The organism is Psychrobacillus sp., from assembly GCF_056205495.1.
This window is the reverse complement of the sequence record NZ_JBAEAP010000477.1, coordinates 1-5851: the sequence shown is the minus strand read 5'-3', so window position 1 is coordinate 5851 and position 5851 is coordinate 1. Positions and strand designations below refer to the sequence as shown.

General features: G+C 35.7%; 4 protein-coding genes and 2 pseudogenes. All 6 read right to left on the bottom strand.

Features of this window, described 5'->3' with window-relative positions; all coding sequences use genetic code 11:
* Positions 1–242 (bottom strand): annotated as a pseudogene (locus AC06OU_RS13805) (hypothetical protein); the annotation flags it as partial.
* A gap of 87 nt (positions 243–329) precedes the next feature.
* On the bottom strand, positions 330–1922 hold the full coding sequence (locus AC06OU_RS13800; protein WP_475856515.1) for a glycoside hydrolase family 3 protein: 1593 nt from the start codon (positions 1920–1922) through the stop codon (positions 330–332).
* A gap of 223 nt (positions 1923–2145) precedes the next feature.
* On the bottom strand, positions 2146–3675 hold the full coding sequence (locus AC06OU_RS13795; protein WP_475856513.1) for a glycoside hydrolase family 10-like protein: 1530 nt from the start codon (positions 3673–3675) through the stop codon (positions 2146–2148).
* A gap of 422 nt (positions 3676–4097) precedes the next feature.
* A complete protein-coding gene (locus AC06OU_RS13790) occupies positions 4098–5093 on the bottom strand; it encodes a DUF3196 family protein (RefSeq protein WP_475856511.1) in 996 nt (331 codons plus the stop codon).
* 237 nt (positions 5094–5330) lie between these two features.
* On the bottom strand, positions 5331–5552 hold the full coding sequence (locus AC06OU_RS13785; protein WP_475856509.1) for a hypothetical protein: 222 nt from the start codon (positions 5550–5552) through the stop codon (positions 5331–5333).
* A 114-nt stretch (positions 5553–5666) separates the two neighbouring features.
* Positions 5667–5851: pseudogene (locus AC06OU_RS13780) on the bottom strand (integrase); the annotation flags it as partial.

Genomic DNA, 5851 nt, shown 5'->3' with positions numbered 1-5851 from the left:
AGATTAAGATTTGACTTATCGGCTTTCATTTCACCAACCAGAACCGTGCACGAATCATGCAGATGTTGGAATTCAAAACTCGAGTAAATGTCCAATTTAATTGTTTCGTTTACAATAGGCATGCCAGTTTTGTTAAAATTTTTGCTGTCTGGTTCTACAGTACCTTTTGTTTCATCATCCGAACAAGCTGCCAAGGCTAACGCAGCTATAAGTGCTAACGATATTATCTTTTTACCTCTCATGTGTAATACCCCCTAGTTTTTTTAAAATAGTCATTGCACTATTCCTGTAAACAATTCTTCCCTCCCTGCTTATGTACCCCTCACCCCCTAAAATGTCTGTTTATCAAGTAAAGTTACTGGAAGTTTTCCACTAACCGAGACTTTTCCAAAAATTGCTTGAGCTGCGGTTCTCAGTGCAAGATAAGTAAATTCGTAGGTTGCTAAGTATGCAGCTACCCCCGGGAAAAACCTTAAATCATACGGGTTTCTCATTGCTACTCCCACAATCGGAATATCTAGTTTAAAAAGTCTATTAAACAACTCTATCTCGTAACTAGTAGCTGATACGGAAAGAGTACCGATGACAATTACATCAAATTCTTTTGCTCTTTGAATGAGTAAATCCATTTCCTTAAGGGTGAATGACTCGGGAAAATCATAAGCCACTACTTGATTACTAAATTCCTTCATAGCATCACTTAGTGTTGTTTTTATTTCCTTTACATCCTCAACACCGTAAATAGTTTGGTTAGGTGGATTAATAACTAATATATTTTGATCCATCCGTAAAGGAAGTAGGCCCTCATTCTTCACGATTGTAACGCTCTCTTCAAATACCTTCTCAGCTAACTTTTTATGTTCTTCACTTCCCAGGGAAACAAAATCGGAATGGAAGGGAGTGTTTTCCCAAGACAAATATTTTTCCTTAAGTCTATTAATGCGATTAAGGGAAGCCTTTAAGCTCTCTTCTTGTAATACACCCTGGGCTAAAGCTAGCTCTAATTCCTTTATCGTACGTAGCTGTACTTCATGTGTATGTGAGACCATCACTAAGTCTACGCCTGCATTAAGGGCTTCTATAGCACCTTTTTCAGTACCAATCGTTTCTGAAATTGCCTTCATTTCTAGACAATCTGTTGTGACCACACCGTCAAATCCAAGTTCTTCTCTCAACAGCCCACTAATTACTTTTTTGGACAAAGTAGCAGGGACATTTTCTCTGTCCTCAATCGCAGGAAAATACACATGAGCAGACATAATAGTATCTGCCCCTTCCGCAATGCAAGCTTGGAAAGGTACAAGCTCTACTTCTTCTAACCTTGCTCTTGTATGACCTATTACTGGAAGGGATAAATGAGAATCTACATTTGAATCACCATGACCTGGGAAGTGTTTTAATGTAGTAATCACTCCTGCACTTTGCAAGCCCTTCATTGCATTTTTTCCGAATTCAGCTACTAAATGTGGATTTTCTCCAAAGGATCGAACCCCAATAACCGGATTATCTGGGTTATTATTTACATCTAGTACAGGTGCTAAATTCCAATTAACCCCTAACTCTTTCAGCTCTTTTCCAGTGGCAAGGCTTATATCAAAAGCATTTTCTGAGTTTGCCGTAGCTCCAATGGACATTGCTCCAGGGAATGTAGTTGCACCTTTTCCCAATCTACGTACTACCCCATTCTCTTGATCCAGGCAAATCAGAAGAGGATATCCATAGCCCGCTTTTTGTGCTTCGCGCTGAAGAGATGAGGTTAAACTTAAGAGCTCCTGAGGTGTACCAACATTATGACTAAACAATATAATTCCTCCGATTCGGTGTCGATGGATCAGGTCAATGATACCCTCTGGTGCAATTTTCCCTTTAAATCCTACAACCATTAATTGTCCGACTTGAATAGACGCAACCTGTTGACTCAAATAAACACCTTCTTTATATCAATTTAAAAAAACGTTCTCATAAAAACGACTTATCTATAAAGTCTGAATATTAAATAACATATCATATTTATTTTAAAAATGAAACATGATTTTTGAAATTTATAATTATTTTCGTTTTAATATTTCAATTTATGTTTTATAAAGATAGATGTCCATCCATATAAAAAACCTGAAGCCTAAATGGCCTCAGGTTTTTTATAGCTTACTTTTTCGTTTTTGTTTCCTCGGCATTCTTGCTTTCCACACCTGTGTAAGAAATAGATGTTACACCATAAGTGTATCGCTTATTCGGATCCACGTTCTGATCTTGAAAGTTAGCAAAGCCGTTTTGGTCAAAAACTACACCGACAATATTTTTAGGGTCATTGTAATCCCCTGCTTGGTTGCCCTCGAAGCGGTAAATCACATATTTCCTAGCATCTTTCCGCTTCTTATTGTCGATTGATATTTGAACAGAGTTCCCATCATTTTTAGCAGTGACTAGTATTGGTTTTTTAGGTTCTTCTGCTCCATTCCATGGAGTAGAAGGGGTTAAGGATTTTGTCTGATAAATTTCTTTTTCTACTATGTCAGCATAGCCTAGCTTATTTGCAAGGATATCCCGGAGAGTAAAATGCATTTGGCCCATCGTCTTTCCATTTATACGGTTGTCCAAAATTTGCTCTGGTAATTCATACGGATTGTCCCACGCCGTATCAAAATTAGCATTAACTTTGTAATCTGCCATTCCAATGTAAAGGTTTATCGGATATCCTTCTGTTTGTCTGCTCCACCACTCTAAAAGCACCGAATAGTTTGCTATAGCCAACTGACGAGACCAGTATACCTGCGGTGTAATATAGTCTATATACCCTGATTGAATCCACTTTCTGCTGTCTGCGAAAAGCGAGTCATAGTGAGCAGATCCATTTGTCTCGCTTCCATTCGGATCATCCTTACTATTTCTCCAAATTCCTGATGGAGAAATACCAAATTGTACCCAAGGCTTAATTTGTTTGATGTTACTATTAATATGTTGAACTAGCTCATTTACATTATTACGTCTCCAGTCACCGATGTCGTTAAAATCAGCACCATACTGTGCGTAGGTTGCAGCGTCATCAAAATTAACTCCTGGATAGAAATAATCATCCATGTGGACCGCATCCACGTCATAATTTGTCACTAGTTCTTTTACAGCGTCTATTAAATAACTTTGAACGCCTGGAATTCCTGGGTTTAAGTAATATTGAGTCCCATTCTTTACTACCCATTCAGGATGAATAGAAGCTATATTATTTGGTGCTAGTTCCTCTAGTTTTTGATTAGCCATCGTAACTCGATAAGGATTGATCCAAGCATGTAACTCCATACCATGTTCATGTGCAGTATCTAGCATAATTTGCAACGGATCGTACCCTGGGTTTGTCCCTTGTTTACTACCTGTGATGTAACGTGACCAAGGTGCTAACTCAGATGGATATAATGCATCTGCAGTTGGTTTAACTTGAAAAACAACCGTATTAAAATTTTTTCTTTCTAATTCTTTGATGGTAGAGCGAGCCCATGATGTATAAGCAGCTTCATCCATACCTGGCTTCAAGTCTATATTTGCAACAGTAGAAATCCATGAAGCTCTCATTTCAACCTTAGGAGAGATTGTACTCACCGCACTTCCTGTTTCGATACTTGTAAAGAATAAGGTAAACGTAAGTAACACAGCAATAAAGGCTTTAAAATACCTTCTATTCATTCTTTTCCTCCTCTTTCCAATTCTTATTTTTATAAAACTAATAAATACCCTCCTTTTCCACAAAATTTATATAATACTAAGTTATTAGTGTGATGCTAGAGAAGGAAAATCTGTACGTCACTACCTCATGTGACTTATTGGCTCACTCTCGCCACTTTAGATACCTATTGCCGCTAGAAGACTATTACGTTACAACACTATTTCTCAAAATAACTAAATTTTACAAAATATTAGCAATAATTTGTATATTATTTGAATTGATAAAAAAAGTCAATATAATTTTCAAAAAATAAAATATAGTTTCATTATTTTCCAATAAAAAAACTCATTAATTACTACTTAAATTTAAGCGGTAACGAATGAGTTTCTTATATTTATGAAATAAAGTTTTATTCTCCTCTAAAAAAACGAGAGAAATTAACTTAAGGCTTTTCTATCGAATTTTCTATTGTCTCAATAAATTCCAACAAGGAATTTAAATGCACGTTTTCTTCCCCAAACATAATTTTAATAAAATCAATATACGCCATTGCAACCTCTTCATTCTTGTACCCTTGCCAGTCAAAAGGAAAAAGAGCATAGGCATGGCGGTGTAAAAGCTCCGTCGTAAGCATTTGCTTAGATGGGTCTTTTTGAAGATATTCTTGTACATGCTGATTTATTTCTTCCATTCGATCTACACCTGTTTGGGGAGGAGGGGAAGAAGGATTTACCTGCTGAGTCAAACCAAACTTACTGATTGTGATCGTATCTGTAATTCCAGCACTACCCAAAAGTAAAAGTGCTAGTGTTTGAACGGTCGGAGAAACGTCAGGATATTCTACAATTGCCTTAATTTCAGGAATAGCTGAATGGATGTCTCTATAAAAAGCTTGCTGTAGAATTTGCTCCTGTTCAACAAAGCTTAGTTGTTTAAACGTTTTTAACTCAAGTTGCTCCTTCTCAATAGGTATAAGAGCAGTTCCCTCATTATCATCTATAAGCGGTTGCTCATTAGCAAGGCGATTACTTAAATCTTTTAGCTGATTAAAATTAGTCTTTCTTTCATCTGAAAAATTATATTCAATTAAAATTCGGTTAATCACTTGATTTAACTCGTAATACTCCTTTAAATCTAATAAAATAGTCAAATAAAGCTCTACTATCTGTTCAAAAACCGGAGATTTCTCTTCTAGAAGGCCTTCACATATTTGCTTTGCTTCTTTGGCCCTCCTAGTTTCTAATAAGGTAAGTACATAAACACTTAGAATCACATCATCGAGCACCACATATTTCTTCGCTTCGTCAAAGCAAGCTGCTGCTTTGACATAATTATTAGCCTCCGCAAAGGCAAGCCCATCACTTATTAATGTATCCACCAATCCTGGGAATACAATTACATTTTCATTTGTTTGAAGGTTATGTTTTTTCTTCTTCAATATATTCAGCCGCCTTTTAATTTTCACTATGTATATGTATTATTTTATACTAACTCTTACTTATGTACTAACTACAAACTGTAAAAAAGGTAATTCATTTTTAATCGCAAGAAATAAAACAAGCCTGTTCATATGTTACTTAGTATGTAACAAATTAACGTTGGGTCTTATTATTATATAAAAATAAAAGGATATCCTTAAATAACTCTTTCAAGGAATACCCTTTCAAACACTAACTTATTTATTGAAGCTATCTTCTTGTCTACTAATTGTATCATTCATCGAAAAGCCTTCGTTTTCTTTGGATTTTTGTGTGCGGTTCTTTTCCGTATTTGGAGGCTGCTCCTGGAAACTATTAGGCTGTCTAGTATCTTTTTCATCTTTGGGATGAGCATAATTACCTTGCTCTTGAAAGCTATTTGGTTGTCTCATATCTTTTTGATCGTTTTTTTGTTGCATTAAAAATTCCTTCTTTCTCTAGATGGATTTATTATATATATTCCCTTTTAGAGATTAGTGAAACCTTAGAGAAAAAATTAAGCCATCTGTATATAGTTTACAGATGACTAGGACTTACGCGATTTGATGATTGGTTTCTTCCATAAGACTGTTATAAATAGAAAGATCAGCCTTGTATGAATCTATATAGGTAGACAAGCTATGTTTTTTAACAAATTCTAAATTAACAGGATCTACTATTTTATATGTTTCGTTAAGTGTCTCCGCATTAGTCCAGGCTGTTTCCTCAAAGACAAGAT